We start from the raw sequence: 15,363 nt of genomic DNA, 5'->3' as shown, positions 1-15,363 counted from the left end.
TGTGGCAAATTTTTGCCAGTCTTCGGTGATTTTGATTAAAGACTTATCTGCTGTTGCCGATACAGGATTTAAGATGGCTGATTACAAAGTCAATCTTGAGTTCATAGACGCTAAGCAGCGTCAAACACATTATCGAAGTCAAAGAGTGCAGACAATGAAGCTAAGAAAGTTAGCTGCTTCGATGGTATTACTGTTTGGGACTTCTGCGGCCGTTGCCAATGAGTATACCGATATTGGTAACCCGATACCCATATATACCGAAGCTGAACTAATAAAACTAATTAATGAAAATAAGCACCTAGAGCAAATTAAGGCCGATAATTGTCAGATCGTTGAAGACATTGTTGCCCGAGCAACTCGGATCAGTTTACCTTCATATGAGTTTTTGTATGGTGATATGCTGGCGTGGGGAGTCTGTGTTGAGCAAGATGTTGAACTTGGTTTGTACTACATCGAAAATGCGGCTCATCAAGGCTTGCCTGCCGCCCTTGAGCAATTAGGGCGTTACTATTCCCGTGGTACGTTGGTGCAACAAGACAAAGAGCGGGCGATCCCTTACCTAAGAGAAGCTGCAGCGATGGGTAACTTAAAAGCTAGAATTCACTTAGCGGAATTATTGCTGCGAGATTATGGCAGCCCGCTTGACTATGAAGATGCTTATCGCTGGCTCTACGTATCAGTCACCGCTGATCAGCGAATCCACAAACGAATTTTCATTTTGCGTCAAGGCCTTGAACGGCGCATGCCGCAAAATATTATTGCCAGAGCAAAGAAACGCGAAACGCTTTGGTAGGCCACCTGATTTAACTGACACCTGACTGCACTCAGGTTGGACTCACATAGAATCACCCACTAGGGTGATTTTTGCTATTAATGGTTTTGCTTAATGAAGATATCTCTAGTTATTACTAACAATATACGGCAAAAATGAAATATCCGATTTAACCGCAGAGCACCGAACAGACAAGCGGTAACACTTCTTATATTGGTTCAGCGTTATCCATAAACGTTGTCACAAATTGCTGAGCTTTAGTGATTATCCAATCGAGTTTTTACATTATTGGAGCGCACAGTGAGTTTCTTTTCAATCTTATAAATTGTTATGCAGTCTATACTTACATGGATTTCGTAAGTTGGAAATGCAGATGAACGACATTGAAAAGTTTTACAGAATGAAAGCGTTACTTGAATATCAAAGAAATGATGCAAGTGCAAAAAATAATACCCTCATTGCGTCGTTAATAGCTTGGTTTGCTCTATACCTTACTGAAGCGATTAAAGATGGAGGTAGTGTTTACGCTATTTTTGCCTTTATGGGTATAGTCATCCTGACGTGTGTATCAATTTTTTATTACCTAAAAGGGCAAGAGATAACAATAAAGCTTTCACGAATGAATGCTGCTATACATATCTTGAGGCAAGATAATGCTCAGTGATATCGCATATATGCTAATCCCTTTTATAGGTGTATGCGCTATGGGATTATATGCATACTTTGATGTTTGGCATAAAAAGCATGAGAAAGATTTAGAGCTTGAGAATGAAGTTACTATGTTGATTAATAACCTGCATAAAGCACACCTAAAAAATAAGCAGCTAAATGATCAAATAAAACATACTATTTTGGGTGATGAGGGGCCCAAACAGAATGTAGACCTCGAAGGCAATACTTTTGTAAGTGCCGAAGACTCTACTTCATGCCTCAAAGAGCGTTTAAAATCTTTAATACAATTAACAAAAAATATTAACTACGATGGGGTCATTGATATTATTACTGTGCTTAATGATATCAGTGAGCAGACCAATTTATTAGCTCTAAACGTGGCGATGGATGTTGCACGTTCTGGAGAAAAAGGTAACAGCTTTTCGAATGTGGCCAATGATGTAAGCTTTTTAGCACGGAAAGTAACACGGTTATCTAATGAGACTCGTTCAATAACCGATTCCATAAAGAATCATCAGAATGACTTTTTAAATGAAGATCAGGTGGTCAATTTTATTTGTGAAGTATCAGAAGTCCTTAATTCCATCTCTTGTTTGGCCAAGTTAGGAGAAAAAGTTGCAAAAGATGCTGAGGAACAAAAGAAAGAAATACCCGATATAGCCACTGGGTCTATATCGATTAGGCAAGATGTAAAAAAGACATTAACAAAATTAAGTCAAGGGGATACAGGGCACTGCGGCAATATTTATAACTATTTTCTATTGTGCCTAGAGTAGATTTTCAGCAAGACAGATGAACGCCAAGAGTCAGTTTACTTTTTATTAATCGACTCTTAGGTACTTCAATGATTATTTTGATATTCAATCCTAAGGTTTCTCTCATGGTTTGAATGGGGGCGTTCAAAAGTTATCCTCAGTTCATTCTGTTACTATCCGAAAAACTTCGACCTGCACGCTTTAAGCTATGAAAATAGCATGACAATTTAGCATTTTGACCTAACTCTCCTGTAGCTTAGTAAGTGAGTCGGATATACTAGCTTTAAATACCTCCCTTGTAGAATTAGGCGTGCCTATGTCAGAACAGACTCCAAACGACCCTTTTGCCGAACGCGAATCCGAGAAATACGACAATCCGGTCCCCAGCCGTGAATTTATTCTCGAGTTTCTTGAGAAAGCAGGCACGCCACTCAATCGTAACGATTTGTTTGAAGCCCTGCATTTAAAAGGTGAAGAGCAATATGAAGGATTGCGCCGCCGACTCAGAGCGATGGAAAGAGATGGTCAGTTGGTGTTTACTCGTCGCCAATGCTATGCCGTGCCTGAAAAATTGGAAATGATTAAAGGCTATGTGATAGGTCATAAAGACGGTCATGGCTGGGTTCGCCCTGAAGGCAGTGTTGGTAAAGAAAAGGATGTTTTACTGCCTCATCATCAGATGAAAAACGTGCTTCATGGCGACTTTGTATTGGTGCAACCAACGCAAAACTCAAAACGAGGTAAAACTGAATGTCGTTTAATACGCGTACTGGAAGAAAAGCAAGGGCAAATCGTTGGCCGCTTCTTTATGGAATATGGGTATTCTTATGTGGTACCTGATGATTCAAGGCTCAGCCAAGATATTTTAATCCCCAACGAATTACGTGCTGGTGCTCGTATGGGTAATGTGGTGGTGATTGAAATTACTGACCGTGACTCTCGCGCTCGTGGCATGACAGGTAAGGTGGTTGAAGTACTAGGTGAGAATATGGCACCCGGTATGGAAACTCAGATTGCCATTCGTACCCACCAAATCCCTCATCAGTGGCCAGAAGAAGTTGATGAACAAATCTCGGGTTTGGGGGAAGAGGTGCCGGAAGAGGCCAAGCAAGGACGAGTGGATCTGAGAGAGTTACCGCTAGTCACTATCGATGGCGAGGATGCGCGAGATTTTGATGATGCTGTCTACTGTGAGGCGAAAAAAAGTGGTGGTTGGCGTCTCTGGGTAGCGATTGCTGATGTTAGTTATTATGTGCGTACTGATTCGGCGTTAGATAAAGAAGCTATCAACCGTGGTAACTCGGTTTACTTTCCTTCACAAGTCGTACCTATGTTACCTGAAGTGCTGTCTAATGGCCTTTGTTCACTAAACCCTCAGGTGGATCGCCTGTGTATGGTGTGTGAGATGACGGTTTCTGAGTCAGGCAGCCTGTCGGGTTATACGCATTATGAAGCGGTTATGAATTCTCATGCGCGACTGACTTATAACAAGGTGCATCATATTCTGGAAGGTGATGAAGAGTTGCGTCAAAGGTATGAGCCTTTGGTGCCTCACCTTGAAGAGCTGCACAAAATGTATAAGGTGCTGAAGAAAACGCGTGATCACCGAGGTGCGATTGAGTTTGAAACTGTTGAAACCAAATTTATTTTTAATGCAGAACGTAAAATAGACAGTATCGAACCTGTGATTCGTAATGATGCGCATAAAATCATCGAAGAATGTATGATTTTGGCTAATATTGCATCTGCGTCTTTAGTCGAAAAAGCCAAAGAGGCGGCTTTATACCGAATCCATGAGTCTCCCGGTGAAGAACGCTTAATGGGCTTTCGTGATTTTTTAAGTGAGCTTGGCCTTGATTTAAAAGGTGGTCTTGAACCTTCACCAACCGATTATGCAGAATTGATCCGCCAGATTGGTGAGCGCCAAGACAAAGAGCTTATTCAGACCATGTTACTGCGGTCGATGAAACAAGCGGTTTACAACGCCGATAACCGTGGTCACTTCGGGTTGGCCCTTAAACGTTACGCGCACTTTACCTCACCAATTCGTCGCTACCCTGACCTTTTGTTGCATCGTGCGATCAAATACCTTATTGCAAAGGAAAATGGCACGCTTAAAGATCGCTGGACACCGACCGGTGGCTATCATTATTCGTTCGATGATATGGAATTTTATGGTGAACAGTGCTCTATGACTGAACGCCGCGCCGATGATGCAACCCGAGAAGTTTCTGACTGGTTGAAATGTGAATACATGCAAGATCATGTCGGTGAAGAGCTTGAAGGTGTTATAGCTAACGTAACAGGTTTTGGTTTTTTTGTGCGTTTGACTGAGCTACACATAGATGGCCTAGTGCATATTTCGAATCTTGCAAATGACTACTACCAATTTGATCCGATTGGTCAAAGACTTATCGGTGAAAGTTTTGGCGCAATTTATCGCCTTGGCGATGCGGTTAAAGTCAAAGTGCTGTCGGTAAACCTTGATGATAGACAAATAGACTTTGAATTAGTTGAAACAAGTCGTAAGCTACGCGGAAAAGGTAAAACGACCAAGAAGCGTGCAGCAGAAGCTCAGCAGAAAGCCAAGGCTAAAAAGAGTGCTGCCGAAAAGGGTCGGCGCAGCGGAAGTAAAGCTAAGCCTGCCGTTGAGCCGACAAAAAGACCGGATGAAGTTAATAGTGAAGGGAAAGGCAGCAAAGCATCGAAGAAACCTGCAAATAAAGCAGCCAAGAAAAAGCCACGTAACAAAGCCAAAAAGACACGGGCTAAGAAATAATAATCGGAAAAGTTAATGAGTAATGAATTTATTTACGGTATTCATGCCGTAAAAGCGGTGCTTGAAAAAGAGCCAGAACGTTTTGTAGAAGCCTTTGTTTTAAAAGGTCGCCAAGACGATCGGCTAATGCCTATTATCAATCAGCTGCAGATCTGTGGAGTCTCTATTCAGCAAATGACACGTAAGACGCTGGATGATAAAGCTTGTGGGGCAAATCATCAGGGGATTATGGCAAAAGTTAAACCAGCCAAACAGCTCAATGAACATGATTTAGACGATATTATTACTCAGCAAGATAATCCACTGCTGTTGGTTTTAGATGGCGTTACCGATCCGCATAACTTAGGCGCTTGTCTACGTAATGCCGATGCTGCTGGAGTAGCTGCGGTGATTGTGCCGAAAGATAAGTCAGCAAATATTACCGCAACAGTGAGTAAAGTGGCATGTGGCGCCGCTGAAAGTGTGCCACTCGTTCGCGTTACTAACTTAGCGCGTACCATGCGAGCTTTGCAAGAACACGGGGTTTGGTTTGTCGGTACAGCAGGTGAAGCTAGGCATGATATTTACCAAGCTAAATTAACCGGTCCACTCGCTATTGTGATGGGCGCTGAAGGTGATGGGATGCGACGTTTGACCCGTGAAACCTGTGATGATCTAATAAAAATCCCGATGGCGGGAAGTGTGTCTAGTTTGAATGTGTCAGTGGCCTCTGGGGTCTGTTTGTTTGAAGCGGTTCGCCAAAGGTTGTCTTAACGAGTCACTTCTTAATTAGAGGAAATACACAAAACGCAGAAGGCTCAACCTTCTGCGTTTTGGTTTTGCGAGTAAAAATGAGTATCCCCATTTGAGTTCAAACCCGTTTATTTTTCAAACAACACTTGCATGTAAAATTGCGATCTGTATAATGCGTCGCACTGGTTAATCCAGTTGTGAACCAATGAGTAACGAGGAGCTGAATTATCTTTAAGATTTTTCAGGTAATGTAAACTCAGCTTATGTTCGCAGTTAATACAATTAACTATCTTTTCTTTGGAAAAACTATCCTCAGAGGTGACTCTGATATGTAGGGGTAGTTAATCGAAAATTAACTGACAATGCGTCCTAATCTTGGATGCTACGGTTTCACATAAATCAATCGACATTCTCTCGGCTATTCGAGTAAGAGTGGCGATATTGTTTGTGTAATATTTAATTTTGGAGCTCTGTCTCATGCAGAACCAACGTATCCGTATCCGCCTAAAAGCTTTCGATTATAAACTAATCGACGCTTCTACAGCGGAAATCGTTGAAACAGCCAAGCGCACTGGCGCTCAGGTTCGTGGTCCTATTCCACTACCTACTCGTAAAGAGCGTTTCACAGTTCTTATCTCTCCACACGTTAACAAAGATGCTCGTGATCAGTACGAAATCCGTACTCACAAACGTCTAATCGACATTGTTGAGCCAACAGATAAAACTGTTGATGCTCTGATGCGTCTAGACCTTGCTGCGGGCGTTGACGTACAAATTAGCCTAGGTTAAGGGAGATTAGAAGAATGATTGGTCTAATCGGTCGTAAAGTGGGTATGACCCGCGTATTTACTGAAGAAGGCGTTTCTATCCCAGTAACTGTTGTTGAAGTTGAAGCTAACCGCGTTTCTCAAGTACGTACACTTGAAACAGATGGTTATGCAGCAATTCAGGTAACAACTGGTGCTAAGAAAGCTAACCGCGTAACTAAGCCAGAAGCTGGTCACTTTGCTAAAGCAGGTGTAGAAGCTGGTCGTGGTCTTTGGGAATTCCGTTTGGAAAACGGTGAAGAGTTTGAAGTTGGTACTGAACTAACTGTTGAACTATTCAACGAAACTAAGAAAGTAGACGTTACTGGTACTTCTAAAGGTAAAGGCTTCCAAGGCGTTATCAAGCGTTGGAACTTCTCTACTCAAGATATGACTCACGGTAACTCATTGTCTCACCGTGCTCCTGGTTCTATCGGTCAATGTCAGACTCCAGGTCGCGTATTTAAAGGCAAGAAAATGGCAGGTCATATGGGTGCTGAGCGTGTAACGACTCAAAACCTAGAGATCGTACGTGTCGACGCTGAGCGCAACCTGCTTCTTATTAAAGGTGCAGTCCCTGGCTCAACTGGCGGTAACGTGATCGTTAAACCAGCTATTAAAGCATAACGTCTCAGGAGTAAGTAATGGAACTAATAGTTAAAGGTGCTGATGCACTAACTGTTTCCGAAACTACTTTCGGACGTGAGTTTAACGAAGCTCTTGTACACCAAGTAGTTGTTGCATATGCAGCAGGTGCTCGTCAAGGTACACGTGCTCAAAAAACACGTTCAGAAGTTGCTGGCGGTGGCGCTAAGCCATGGCGTCAAAAAGGTACTGGCCGTGCACGTGCTGGTACAATTCGTAGCCCAATCTGGCGTACAGGTGGTGTTACTTTTGCTGCGAAACCACAAGATCACAGCCAAAAAGTAAACAAGAAAATGTACCGCGGTGCTATGAAAAGCATTCTTTCTGAGCTTGTTCGTCAAGAGCGTTTAATCGTTGTTGATAACTTCTCAGTTGAAGCGCCAAAGACAAAAGAGCTTGTAGCTAAGCTTAAAGAGCTTGAGCTAACTGACGCGCTTATCGTGACTAGCGAAGTAGATGAGAATCTATTCCTAGCTGCTCGTAACCTATACAAAGTTGACGCACGTGATGCAGCTGGCATTGATCCAGTTTCTCTAATCGCGTTCGACAAAGTTGTAATGACTGCAGCAGCAGTTAAGCAAGTAGAGGAGATGCTAGCATGATTACTGAAGAGCGTATCCTAAAAGTTCTACGCGCTCCACATGTCTCTGAAAAAGCAACTATGGCAGCTGAAAAAGCGAACACTATCGTTTTTAAAGTCGCTAAAGATGCAACTAAAAAAGAGATCAAAGCAGCTGTAGAAAAGCTATTTGAAGTTGAAGTTAAGTCTGTGAATACTCTTATTAATAAGGGTAAGACCAAACGTCAAGGTCTACGCCAAGGTCGCCGCAGCGACGTTAAAAAAGCGTACGTTACCTTGAAAGAAGGTCAAGATCTTGACTTTGCTGGCGGCGCGGAATAACAGGAGTAGTTGAGAAATGGCTATTGTTAAATGTAAGCCGACTTCCCCTGGTCGTCGTCACGTTGTTAAAGTTGTTAACGCTGACCTACACAAGGGCAAGCCGTACGCACCTCTTTTAGAGAAAAACTCTAAAAATGGTGGTCGTAACAACAACGGTCGTATTACAGTACGTCACATCGGTGGTGGTCATAAACACCATTACCGTGTTATTGATTTCAGACGTACTAAAGACGGTATTCCAGCGAAAGTTGAACGTCTAGAATACGATCCAAATCGTAGCGCTAACATCGCTCTAGTTCTGTACGCAGACGGTGAGCGTCGTTACATCCTAGCACCTAAAGGTGTTGCTGCTGGTGATGCAATCCAGTCTGGTGCAGATGCGCCAATTAAAGCTGGTAATGCACTTCCAATGCGTAACATTCCAGTAGGTTCAACAGTACACAACGTTGAGCTTAAACCTGGTAAAGGTGGTCAGCTAGCTCGTTCGGCTGGTGCTTATGCTCAAATCGTCGCTCGCGACGGTGCATACGTTACTCTCCGTTTACGTTCTGGCGAAATGCGCAAAGTACTTTCTGAAGGCCGTGCAACAATCGGTGAAGTTGGTAACTCTGAGCACATGCTACGTGAACTTGGTAAAGCTGGTGCTAGCCGCTGGCGTGGTGTTCGTCCAACCGTTCGTGGTGTTGTGATGAACCCAGTAGACCACCCACACGGTGGTGGTGAAGGTCGTACTTCTGGTGGCCGTCACCCAGTTTCACCATGGGGTCAGCCAACTAAAGGCTTCAAGACTCGTAAGAACAAACGCACTGACAAGTACATCGTACGTCGTCGTAATAAGTAATCTATTTAAAGAGGAATCGCCATGCCACGTTCTCTCAAGAAAGGTCCATTTATTGACCTGCACTTGCTGAAGAAGGTAGAGAAAGCGGTGGAAAGCGGAGACAAAAAGCCTATTAAGACTTGGTCCCGTCGTTCAATGATCATCCCTACGATGATCGGTTTGACCATCGCTGTCCATAATGGTCGTCAGCACGTACCAGTATTTGTAACCGACGAAATGATCGGCCACAAACTGGGCGAATTTGCACCAACTCGCACTTACCGCGGTCATGTCGTGGATAAGAAAGCTAAGAAGCGTTAAGGAGTAGATGATGGAAGCACTAGCTAAACATAACTTTGCTCGCATTTCGCCTCAGAAAGCTCGCTTAGTCGCGGATCAAATCCGTGGTAAATCAGTTGACCAAGCTCTAGAAATTTTAACTTTCAGCAACAAAAAAGCGGCTGATTTAGTGAAGAAAGTTCTTGAGTCAGCTATCGCGAACGCGGAGCACAACGAAGGTGCAGATGTTGACGACCTAAGTGTCGCAAAGATCTTCGTAGATGAAGGCCCTATCATGAAGCGCATTATGCCTCGTGCTAAAGGTCGTGCGGATCGTATCTTGAAGCGTTCAAGCCACATCACTGTTATTGTAGCAGACGCTTGAGACTAGGAGAGTAAGCAATGGGTCAGAAAGTACATCCAAATGGTATTCGTCTTGGCATCGTTAAGCCTTGGAATGCTACATGGTTTGCTAATACCAAAGATTTCGCTGACAACCTAGACGGCGACTTCAAGGTACGTCAGTTCCTTACAAGTGAACTGAAAAAAGCGTCTCTATCACGCATCGTTATCGAACGCCCTGCTAAGAGTATTCGTGTGACTATTCACACTGCTCGCCCAGGTGTTGTAATTGGTAAGAAAGGTGAAGACGTTGAGAAGCTACGCGCAGCTGTAGCTAAAATTGCAGGTGTACCAGCGCAAATTAACATCGCTGAAGTACGTAAGCCTGAACTAGATGCACAACTTGTTGGTGACAGTATCGCGTCTCAACTAGAGCGTCGTGTTATGTTCCGTCGTGCGATGAAGCGCGCGGTTCAAAATGCAATGCGCCTAGGTGCTAAAGGTATCAAAGTGGAAGTAAGTGGTCGTCTTGGCGGCGCTGAAATTGCACGTTCAGAGTGGTATCGTGAAGGCCGTGTGCCTCTACACACTCTACGTGCTGACATTGATTACGCAACTTCTTCGGCTCACACTCAATACGGTGTAATCGGCATTAAAGTTTGGATCTTCAAAGGTGAGATCCTAGGCGGTATGCCAGCAGCTAACGCTGTAGAGCCTAAAGGCGATAAGCCTAAGAAGCAGCGCAAAGGCCGTAAGTAAGGAGTCGACAGATGCTACAACCTAAACGTACTAAGTTCCGTAAGGTTCAGACAGGTCGTAACCGTGGTCTAGCTAAAGGTACTGAAGTAAGCTTCGGCGAATTCGGCCTTAAAGCAACTGGCCGTGGTCGTCTAACTGCTCGTCAGATCGAAGCGGCACGTCGTGCAATGACACGTCACGTTAAGCGTCAAGGTAAAATCTGGATCCGTGTGTTCCCAGATAAGCCTATCACAGAAAAACCACTTGAAGTTCGTCAGGGTAAGGGTAAAGGTAACGTTGAGTACTGGGTAGCCCAAATCCAACCTGGAAAGGTAATGTACGAAATGGGTGGTATACCTGAAGAATTGGCACGTGAAGCGTTCCGCTTAGCGGCTCGTAAGCTGCCTTTCAAGACTACATTTGTAACTAAGCAGGTGATGTGATGAAAGCACTAGATCTACGCGAAAAGAGCGTTGAAGAGCTTAATTCTGAGCTTTTGGGTTTGCTACGCGAACAGTTCAACTTGCGCATGCAGGCTGCAACTGGTCAGCTACAGCAGACTCATACTCTGAAAGCTGTACGCCGTGATATCGCACGTGTGAAAACTGTTTTGACTGAGAAGGCAGACGCATAATGAGCGAAGTAAAACGTACTCAACAAGGTCGTGTTGTTAGTGACAAGATGGATAAGTCTATCACTGTTGCTATCGAGCGCATGGTTAAACACCCAATTTACGGCAAGTTCGTAAAGCGCACGACTAAAGTACACGCACATGACGAAAACAACGTTTGTGGCCTAGGCGACAAAGTTGAAATCGCAGAGTGCCGTCCACTGTCTAAGACTAAGTCTTGGGCATTGGTAAAAGTTGTAGAAAAGGCGAAGGTTTAACTTCGTTGATTCTATAAATAAAACGGCTCCAAGAAATATTTTGGGGCCGTTTATTTTTTGACTACCCAACGACACAAAAGGGTGGTACAATTCGCGTCCCTTTTAAAGAGGCAGCCCGACCCGTGAGGGTCTAGTTTTTTTTATATTTAGCGGAGCACTAACATGATCCAAATGCAAAGTATGCTGGACGCAGCTGATAACTCAGGCGCACGCAGCGTAATGTGTATTAAGGTTCTGGGTGGCTCTCATCGCCGTTATGCACACATCGGTGACGTTATCAAAGTTACTGTTAAGGAAGCAATTCCTCGCGGTAAAGTTAAAAAAGGTGACGTTCTGAAGGCGGTGGTAGTTCGCACCCGTAAAGGCGTACGTCGTCCTGACGGTTCTGTCATTCGCTTCGACCGAAATGCTTGCGTATTGTTGAATGATAACACTGAGCAACCAATCGGTACACGTATCTTTGGTCCTGTGACACGCGAACTTCGTGGCGATAAGTTCATGAAGATCGTTTCACTGGCTCCAGAAGTTCTGTAAGGAGCACGTAGAAATGGCAGCTAAAATCCGTCGTAATGACGAAGTAATCGTTCTTGCTGGTAAAGATAAAGGCAAGAAAGGTAAAGTAACTAAGGTTCTGGCAACTGGTAAAGTTTTCGTTGAAGGCATTAACCTTGTTAAGAAGCATCAAAAACCTGTTCCAGCTCTAAGTATCCAAGGTGGTATTGTCGAGCAGGAAGCAGCAATCGATGTTTCTAACGTGGCAGTTTTCAATGCAGCTACTGGAAAAGCAGACCGTATCGGTTTCCGTTTTGAAGATGGTAAGAAAGTTCGTTTCTTTAAATCTAATGGCGAAACTGTTTCTAACTAATAGAGTAATTTGGAGTTCTACTATGGCGAAACTGCATGATTACTACAAGTCGTCTGTAGTCGCTGAGCTTACCAAAGAGTTCAGCTACACAAGCGTCATGCAAGTCCCTAGAATCGAGAAAATCACCCTTAATATGGGTGTTGGTGAAGCAATCAACGATAAGAAACTGCTAGAAAATGCAGCGTCAGACATGGCAACGATCTCTGGTCAAAAGCCACTTGTCACTAAAGCGCGCAAATCTGTTGCAGGTTTCAAAATCCGCGAAGGCTACCCTATCGGTTGTAAAGTAACCTTGCGTGGCGAACGTATGTGGGATTTTCTTGAGCGTCTAATTTCGATCGCTCTTCCACGAGTACGTGACTTCCGTGGTGTTAGCGCTAAGTCTTTTGACGGCCGCGGTAACTACAGCATGGGCGTTCGCGAGCAAATCATCTTCCCGGAAATCGACTTTGATAAAGTTGATAGAGTACGCGGTTTAGACATCACTATTACGACGTCTGCTGGTACTGATGAGGAAGGCCGTGCTCTGCTGGCTGCCTTTAACTTCCCATTCCGTAAGTAAGGTGAAGGGTTACTGTTATGGCTAAAAATTCTATGAAGGCACGTGAAGTAAAACGTGCAAAGCTTGTAGCTAAGTTCGCTGAAAAGCGTGCAGCGCTAAAAGCTATCATCAGCGATGTAAACGCATCTGAAGAAGATCGTTGGAACGCAGTTCTAAAATTGCAAACTCTTCCACGTGATTCAAGTGCATCACGTCAGCGCAACCGTTGTAACCAAACTGGTCGTCCACATGGTTACCTACGTAAGTTCGGTCTAAGCCGTATCAAAGTTCGTGAAGCTTGCATGAAAGGCGAGATTCCTGGACTTCGTAAGGCTAGCTGGTAATTGCCACTTAATCATTTGGAGTAAATCATATGAGCATGCAAGATCCGATTTCGGATATGCTGACCCGCGTTCGTAACGGTCAGGCAGCAAACAAAGTTGCTGTTAAAATGCCTTCTTCAAAGCTTAAAGTTGCAATTGCTGCACTACTGAAAGCTGAAGGTTACATCACTGAATTCGCTGTCGAAGGCGAAGTAAAACCTGAGCTAGAAGTTACTCTTAAGTACTTCCAAGCTAAACCAGTAATTGAGCAACTTAAGCGTGTTTCTCGTCCAGGTCTACGTGTTTACAAGAAGAAAGATAATCTTCCTTCTGTAATGGGTGGTCTTGGTGTTGCTGTCGTTTCAACTTCCAAGGGTCTGATGTCAGACCGTGCTGCACGTAAAGCAGGTCTTGGCGGTGAAATCATCTGCTACGTAGCCTAATAGGAGTAGAATATGTCTCGTGTTGCTAAGGCACCTGTCGCTATTCCAGCTGGCGTAGAGGTGAAACTAAACGGCCAAGAAATCACTGTAAAAAGTGCGAAAGGCGAACTATCACGCGTCCTTAACGCTGCGGTAGTTGTAGCTCAGGAAGAAAATAATCTTACTTTCGGTCCACGCGATGGTGTTGCTAACGGTTGGGCTCAAGCAGGTACTGCTCGTGCTCTAGTTAACAACATGGTTGTTGGTGTTACTGAAGGCTTTACTAAGAAGCTGACTCTTAAAGGTGTTGGTTACCGTGCTGCTATGAAAGGCAACGCTGTAGGTCTAACACTAGGCTTCTCACACCCAGTTGAGCACGAGCTGCCAGCGGGTATTAAAGCCGAGTGTCCAAGCCAAACTGAAATTGTGATCACTGGTTGTGACAAACAACTTGTTGGTCAGGTTGCGGCTGACATTCGTTCTTATCGTGAGCCTGAGCCTTATAAAGGCAAAGGTGTTCGTTACGCAGATGAAAATGTGCGTACTAAAGAAGCTAAGAAGAAGTAAGGTAACACTATGGATAAGAAAGCATCTCGCATCCGTCGTGCTACACGCGCACGTCGTAAGATTGCAGAACTGGGTGCAACTCGCCTAGTAGTACACCGTACTCCTCGTCACGTGTACGCTCAGGTTATCGCATCAAACGGCTCTGAGGTTATCGCAGCAGCTTCTACTGTAGAAAAAGCGATCCGTGAGCAAATTAAGAACACTGGTAACATCGATGCATCAAAAGCAATAGGTAAAGCTATTGCAGAACGCGCTCTTGCAAAAGGCGTAGATTCAGTTGCATTTGATCGCTCTGGTTTCCAATACCACGGTCGAGTAGCGGCGCTAGCAGAATCTGCTCGCGAAGCTGGTCTGAAATTCTAAGGTAGGGTTGGAAGATGGCTAAAGAACAACAAGTTCAAGCGAATGATTTGCAAGAAAAGCTAATCGCCGTTAACCGTGTTTCAAAAACGGTTAAAGGTGGTCGAATCATGAGCTTTACTGCACTAACAGTAGTTGGTGACGGTAACGGTCGCGTAGGTTTCGGTTACGGCAAAGCTCGTGAAGTACCTGCAGCGATTCAAAAAGCAATGGAAAAAGCGCGTCGCAATATGACGACGATCGCTTTAAACGAAGGCACCCTTTTCCACCCGGTAAAAGGTCGCCACTCGGGCTCTAAAGTTTACATGCAGCAGGCTGCAGAAGGTACGGGTGTTATCGCAGGTGGTGCGATGCGTGCAGTACTAGAAGTAGCAGGTGTACATAACGTACTATCTAAAGCATATGGTTCTACGAACCCTATCAACATCGTTCGTGCTACGATCGATGCGCTAGGTAGCATGAAGTCGCCAGACATGGTTGCTGCTAAACGTGGTCTAACTGTTGAATCTATTTCGGAGTAAGAACACAATGGCAACTATTAAAGTTACTCAAACTAAAAGCTCAATCGGTCGCCTACCTAAGCACAGAGCGTGCTTAAAGGGTTTGGGCCTTCGTAAAATCAACCATACAGTAGAACTTGAAGATACGCCGTGTATACGCGGTATGATCAACAAAGTTTTCTACATGGTTAAAGTTGAGGAGTAATCAGAATGCGTTTGAATACTCTATCACCGGCTGCGGGTTCTAAGCCTTCTGCGAAGCGCGTAGGTCGTGGTATCGGTTCTGGCCTTGGTAAAACCGGTGGTCGTGGCCACAAAGGTCAAAAGTCACGTTCTGGCGGCAGTGTTCGTCCAGGTTTTGAAGGCGGTCAAATGCCTCTTAAACAACGTCTACCTAAGTTCGGTTTCACTTCTCGTAAGAGCCTAGTGTCTGCTGAAGTTCGTCTAGCTGAGCTAGCGAAAGTAACAGGTGACGTCGTTGATCTAAACAGCCTTAAAGCGGCTAACGTTATCACTAAGAACATTGAATTTGTTAAAATTGTTCTTTCTGGTGATGTTAAGAAAGCTGTAACTGTTAAAGGTCTACGTGTGACTAAAGGCGCTAAAGCTGCAATCGAAGCTGCAGGCGGTAAAATCGAGGAATAATCTCGAGGAAC

General features: G+C 44.3%; 26 protein-coding genes. All 26 read left to right on the top strand.

Annotation, left to right across the window (positions count from 1 at the left end; translation table 11 throughout):
* The first annotated feature begins 154 nt into the window (after positions 1-154).
* The 26 genes from motX to rplO all read left to right on the top strand — a co-directional run bounded on the left by motX (position 155) and on the right by rplO (position 15,352).
* Complete coding sequence (gene motX, locus KO511_RS01065; RefSeq protein WP_215985705.1) at positions 155-793, top strand: flagellar protein MotX; 639 nt, start codon at positions 155-157, stop codon at positions 791-793.
* 352 nt (positions 794-1,145) lie between these two features.
* A complete protein-coding gene (locus KO511_RS01060; protein ID WP_215985648.1) occupies positions 1,146-1,436 on the top strand; it encodes a hypothetical protein in 291 nt (96 codons plus the stop codon).
* Between the two features lie 40 nt (positions 1,437-1,476).
* On the top strand, positions 1,477-2,220 hold the full coding sequence (locus KO511_RS01055; protein ID WP_215985647.1) for a methyl-accepting chemotaxis protein: 744 nt from the start codon (positions 1,477-1,479) through the stop codon (positions 2,218-2,220).
* Between the two features lie 295 nt (positions 2,221-2,515).
* On the top strand, positions 2,516-4,978 hold the full coding sequence (rnr, locus tag KO511_RS01050; RefSeq protein ID WP_215985646.1) for a ribonuclease R: 2,463 nt from the start codon (positions 2,516-2,518) through the stop codon (positions 4,976-4,978).
* A 15-nt stretch (positions 4,979-4,993) separates the two neighbouring features.
* The gene (gene rlmB / locus KO511_RS01045) at positions 4,994-5,731 is read left to right on the top strand and encodes a 23S rRNA (guanosine(2251)-2'-O)-methyltransferase RlmB (RefSeq protein ID WP_215985645.1); all 738 of its coding nucleotides are present in this window, start codon (positions 4,994-4,996) and stop codon (positions 5,729-5,731) included.
* Positions 5,732-6,187: 456 nt separating this feature from the next.
* Positions 6,188-6,499: a 30S ribosomal protein S10 gene (gene rpsJ / locus KO511_RS01040; RefSeq protein ID WP_001181007.1), complete on the top strand. Its 312-nt coding sequence runs from the start codon at positions 6,188-6,190 to the stop codon at positions 6,497-6,499.
* A 14-nt stretch (positions 6,500-6,513) separates the two neighbouring features.
* A complete protein-coding gene (rplC, locus tag KO511_RS01035) occupies positions 6,514-7,143 on the top strand; it encodes a 50S ribosomal protein L3 (protein ID WP_215985644.1) in 630 nt (209 codons plus the stop codon).
* 17 nt (positions 7,144-7,160) lie between these two features.
* Positions 7,161-7,763, top strand: coding sequence for a 50S ribosomal protein L4 (gene rplD / locus KO511_RS01030; protein WP_215985643.1), 603 nt, complete (start codon positions 7,161-7,163; stop codon positions 7,761-7,763).
* Positions 7,760-8,062 (top strand): 50S ribosomal protein L23, encoded by a 303-nt coding sequence (gene rplW, locus KO511_RS01025; protein ID WP_125320744.1) that lies wholly within the window; start codon positions 7,760-7,762, stop codon positions 8,060-8,062. The genes rplD and rplW overlap by 4 nt, the downstream gene beginning before the upstream one ends.
* 16 nt (positions 8,063-8,078) lie before the next feature.
* Positions 8,079-8,903 carry a 50S ribosomal protein L2 gene (gene rplB, locus KO511_RS01020; protein WP_215985642.1) on the top strand — a complete coding sequence of 275 codons (825 nt, stop codon included), beginning with the start codon at positions 8,079-8,081 and terminating at the stop codon, positions 8,901-8,903.
* Between the two features lie 21 nt (positions 8,904-8,924).
* A complete protein-coding gene (gene rpsS, locus KO511_RS01015) occupies positions 8,925-9,203 on the top strand; it encodes a 30S ribosomal protein S19 (protein ID WP_042485188.1) in 279 nt (92 codons plus the stop codon).
* A 10-nt stretch (positions 9,204-9,213) separates the two neighbouring features.
* Positions 9,214-9,546, top strand: a complete 333-nt coding sequence (gene rplV / locus KO511_RS01010; RefSeq protein ID WP_125320773.1) for a 50S ribosomal protein L22 — start codon at positions 9,214-9,216, stop codon at positions 9,544-9,546.
* Positions 9,547-9,563: 17 nt separating this feature from the next.
* A complete protein-coding gene (rpsC, locus tag KO511_RS01005; RefSeq protein ID WP_005471060.1) occupies positions 9,564-10,262 on the top strand; it encodes a 30S ribosomal protein S3 in 699 nt (232 codons plus the stop codon).
* Positions 10,263-10,273: 11 nt separating this feature from the next.
* A complete protein-coding gene (rplP, locus tag KO511_RS01000) occupies positions 10,274-10,684 on the top strand; it encodes a 50S ribosomal protein L16 (protein WP_114787360.1) in 411 nt (136 codons plus the stop codon).
* On the top strand, positions 10,684-10,875 hold the full coding sequence (gene rpmC / locus KO511_RS00995) for a 50S ribosomal protein L29 (RefSeq protein WP_125320743.1): 192 nt from the start codon (positions 10,684-10,686) through the stop codon (positions 10,873-10,875). The genes rplP and rpmC overlap by 1 nt, the downstream gene beginning before the upstream one ends.
* Positions 10,875-11,129 (top strand): 30S ribosomal protein S17, encoded by a 255-nt coding sequence (rpsQ, locus tag KO511_RS00990; protein WP_125320742.1) that lies wholly within the window; start codon positions 10,875-10,877, stop codon positions 11,127-11,129. The genes rpmC and rpsQ overlap by 1 nt, the downstream gene beginning before the upstream one ends.
* Positions 11,130-11,291: 162 nt before the next feature.
* On the top strand, positions 11,292-11,663 hold the full coding sequence (rplN, locus tag KO511_RS00985; protein WP_004410450.1) for a 50S ribosomal protein L14: 372 nt from the start codon (positions 11,292-11,294) through the stop codon (positions 11,661-11,663).
* Positions 11,664-11,676: 13 nt separating this feature from the next.
* Positions 11,677-11,994 carry a 50S ribosomal protein L24 gene (gene rplX / locus KO511_RS00980; RefSeq protein WP_171360120.1) on the top strand — a complete coding sequence of 106 codons (318 nt, stop codon included), beginning with the start codon at positions 11,677-11,679 and terminating at the stop codon, positions 11,992-11,994.
* 22 nt (positions 11,995-12,016) lie between these two features.
* Positions 12,017-12,556: a 50S ribosomal protein L5 gene (gene rplE / locus KO511_RS00975; protein ID WP_215985641.1), complete on the top strand. Its 540-nt coding sequence runs from the start codon at positions 12,017-12,019 to the stop codon at positions 12,554-12,556.
* A 17-nt stretch (positions 12,557-12,573) separates the two neighbouring features.
* Positions 12,574-12,879: a 30S ribosomal protein S14 gene (gene rpsN, locus KO511_RS00970; RefSeq protein ID WP_215985640.1), complete on the top strand. Its 306-nt coding sequence runs from the start codon at positions 12,574-12,576 to the stop codon at positions 12,877-12,879.
* 29 nt (positions 12,880-12,908) lie between these two features.
* Positions 12,909-13,301 (top strand): 30S ribosomal protein S8, encoded by a 393-nt coding sequence (gene rpsH / locus KO511_RS00965; protein ID WP_215985639.1) that lies wholly within the window; start codon positions 12,909-12,911, stop codon positions 13,299-13,301.
* A gap of 12 nt (positions 13,302-13,313) precedes the next feature.
* Positions 13,314-13,847, top strand: a complete 534-nt coding sequence (gene rplF / locus KO511_RS00960) for a 50S ribosomal protein L6 (protein WP_215985638.1) — start codon at positions 13,314-13,316, stop codon at positions 13,845-13,847.
* A gap of 9 nt (positions 13,848-13,856) precedes the next feature.
* A complete protein-coding gene (gene rplR / locus KO511_RS00955) occupies positions 13,857-14,210 on the top strand; it encodes a 50S ribosomal protein L18 (protein ID WP_215985637.1) in 354 nt (117 codons plus the stop codon).
* A 14-nt stretch (positions 14,211-14,224) separates the two neighbouring features.
* Positions 14,225-14,728, top strand: coding sequence for a 30S ribosomal protein S5 (gene rpsE, locus KO511_RS00950; RefSeq protein WP_125320735.1), 504 nt, complete (start codon positions 14,225-14,227; stop codon positions 14,726-14,728).
* A gap of 7 nt (positions 14,729-14,735) precedes the next feature.
* Positions 14,736-14,912 carry a 50S ribosomal protein L30 gene (gene rpmD, locus KO511_RS00945; RefSeq protein ID WP_125320734.1) on the top strand — a complete coding sequence of 59 codons (177 nt, stop codon included), beginning with the start codon at positions 14,736-14,738 and terminating at the stop codon, positions 14,910-14,912.
* Between the two features lie 5 nt (positions 14,913-14,917).
* Positions 14,918-15,352, top strand: a complete 435-nt coding sequence (rplO, locus tag KO511_RS00940) for a 50S ribosomal protein L15 (protein WP_125320733.1) — start codon at positions 14,918-14,920, stop codon at positions 15,350-15,352.
* The last annotated feature ends 11 nt before the right edge of the window (positions 15,353-15,363 follow it).

The sequence above is a fragment of the Vibrio hepatarius genome (assembly GCF_018860525.1).
In the GTDB taxonomy this organism is placed as follows: Bacteria; Pseudomonadota; Gammaproteobacteria; order Enterobacterales; family Vibrionaceae; genus Vibrio; species Vibrio hepatarius_B.
This window is presented reverse-complemented; position numbering and strand designations above follow the sequence as displayed.